General features: G+C 54.2%; 2 protein-coding genes and 1 pseudogene. 1 reads left to right on the forward strand and 2 read right to left on the reverse strand.

Annotated elements, in window-relative coordinates:
* Positions 1-126 precede the first annotated feature (126 nt).
* Positions 127-1098, reverse strand: coding sequence for a RelA/SpoT domain-containing protein (locus tag WMK75_RS19020; RefSeq protein WP_252927011.1), 972 nt, complete (start codon positions 1096-1098; stop codon positions 127-129).
* A gap of 20 nt (positions 1099-1118) precedes the next feature.
* The gene (locus tag WMK75_RS19025; RefSeq protein ID WP_347269140.1) at positions 1119-2192 is read right to left on the reverse strand and encodes a nucleoid-associated protein; all 1074 of its coding nucleotides are present in this window, start codon (positions 2190-2192) and stop codon (positions 1119-1121) included.
* 265 nt (positions 2193-2457) lie between these two features.
* Between WMK75_RS19025 and WMK75_RS19030 the strand changes: the two are divergent.
* A pseudogene (locus WMK75_RS19030) lies at positions 2458-2621 on the forward strand (integrase); the annotation flags it as partial.

The raw sequence follows: 2621 nt of genomic DNA on the forward strand, positions 1-2621 counted from the left end.
GCGCGCGTCGCCGTCATTCGACGACTTCAACTGTTGCCAAGGCAGCGCTCGCGGGTTGACCAGACGTTGACAAGGTCGCGCGATCATCAGTTCGGGATAGCAGCCAGAGCACAGCGCACTAACAGCCTAACCGTACATCGACATGCCGAGGTCGCTGTATATGAGCTGCAAATCCTGATCTGGGATTGGACAGTTTACGGAAGCAGTCATCGGCTCGATACCAACCTTGAAGTAGACCAAGAGGATTGTCGGAAGTTTGAATATCGGATGCAGTTCCATATGCTCAGCAATCCGGCTGCCGATCCATCGCTTGTCCGAAAGCCATGTGGTAAGATCTTCGAGCGCAACGTCGGCAGCGTACCGGTCCAGAATTAGCCCATCGAGCGGCGTGTTGCCATTTCCAGGGTGATGAGCAACAATATCAATGTACTGTTCTGACAGATGCCGCACTGTATTCTTCAGCGGATCGACTTGCTCAGCGATAAGCTTATTCAGTTGGCTGAAATAGTCCGCCGTTGCTTCGATTAACGCCATGCTCTTGGCGGCTGCGCGCTTCATACTTGAAGTCGTTTTGATCGACGGCTTGTACAGTGTGTCGTGAGTGATCTCACTGTGGGCATGCTGTAAAAGCGTCCGCACTTGCACTTCGCAGGGGATATTCTCCGGGAGTTCAGTACCATCCTCAAAAAACAGTCCTAGCTTCGATCGCACGACGAAGTGAACAGACTGATAGACGAACTCATACGGATGAAGCTCTCGCTCGGCCTCGTGATCTCTCGCACGAACTGCGGTCCAAAACTCAGTCTCAGTTTCAATGGCCTGCGCCATCATCCGCACATCTTCGTCAAGGAGGAGAACCAGCCTGACACCGACCTTATCTTCTATGTCATTGAAAGGATCGAGATAGTTTTTCTCAGGTCGAAAGAATGCCTTTTGGAGAAGGGACTGATCGTCCTTCAAACGTGGCTGTGTAGGGATGCGCGAAAAATGCCCTGCTTGGGACGCCGGGACGCGTGACGCAATAAGTTGATGCAGCCGCTGGAGAACCAAATCTCCCCAGCGGCGGTAGGCAGGCTTTGCAGCCTGCCAGAGATCCATAAAGTCTTGTTCCCTGCTCGTCATATCTCTCTGACGAATGGCTCGCTAATCGTGATCACTGTTTTTTCTGCTCCAGCTGAGCCGTCTTCTGGTGGCAAAGTGTCGATGGTCACTCTTCCATCAGCAATAGCTTCAGGTGACGCGGAAAACTCTATATCGGTCCCATATTTGAACTTACGGCGGCGGAGGCGAGTAGTGAGCTCGGCGGTATCCCTTCGAATAGCCCGTTCTGGAAACTGCTTGCTGACCATGAAGCCGCGATAGTTGTCTCTGATTTCCAGCGGCACATGTCGATCCGCGAACTCTTCCACCGTGAAGGTGGGCGCTTGATCGTTCTTTACGTAGGTGTACAAAGAATCTTGCACAGCATGCCGCGTCGCTCGATCTGTAATTCTGCTCTTGGCAAAGTCTTGAGTCAGGTTAAAGAATCTAGCCGTCTCGTAGGCGCTATCTTCCATAAAACCACAGCCAAGGAAGGATTCGTAAAAATATATCGCCGCAGCTTCGCGATTGCTTGGGACGATCTTGTGGTCAAAAACGATAGCCCGCCAACCTGAAGCATCGGCCTGGCGGACAGCTGGTGCAACCATAAAACCGATCTTGTATAGACGAGTTGCCTGCGTCAAAAAGAGGTCGTTCACGAACTCTGTGATGATAGCTGCACCATCCCGCCGACGACGGAACCCGGCCTGTACCTCGGCTTTGATTGCTCCGACAAAAGGTAGATTCTGGCTTCCGGTCACCCCTCGGAACACAATGACGATCCCGCCAGGGATCTGTTGGGATGTTTGCGCTTCTGAAAGACGTGTAGGTATCCTTTTGGATTCTGCCAAGAAGTCCTCAGGCGTGGCGCAGGCCACGAGCGTCTCCGCATCACCATGGAACGATCCTGCTCCGGCTCTTACTATCCGCATCTCTATCGCTTTGGACTTTGCCGACAAGGCGTCGGTAACCCGAAGGCGAAAGGCGGTCATCGCCTCGGCAGATAGATTCTCTAAGCGCGTGCCAAAGTCGGGCTGTAGGATCCGGCGATCCTGTCCCCTCTGGAAGACTTCATGAACGACGATGTCACTTACGCGTAGATTCTCCAACATTATGCTTTCAAAACTCCTGAACCGTAACCCTCTACAAGTGATGACGCGGAATGAGGCGAACGTCGATAAAAATTCGACACCGGTCGGCTGTTCCAGCCACTCCTGAGATCGAGGGCGCGACCGTCTAACCCATTGATCCCCTTGTCCGGAACGCCCCTCCCCACCCCAGTTCCACCTTCTGCCTGTATTCCGGTCCCGGCCCCGTGGTCCGACTTGATAGTGGCGCGGGTCTACGCCTGTGTCGTCGGGCAAGGAGACGGGATGGATGGTCAAGAGACTGAAACTGAATGAGAAAACCCTGCGTGAGGCGGAGCCGAAGCCCGGCGTCAGCTATCAGATCTTCGACACGGAAGTGATCGGCTTCGCCGCCCGGGTGCAGGCCTCGGGCGCGCGGACCTTCACCATCGACTACCGGCACGCCGGGCGGCA

The sequence above is a fragment of the Paracoccus sp. (in: a-proteobacteria) genome, assembly GCF_039808215.1.
Lineage (GTDB): Bacteria > Pseudomonadota > Alphaproteobacteria > Rhodobacterales > Rhodobacteraceae > Paracoccus.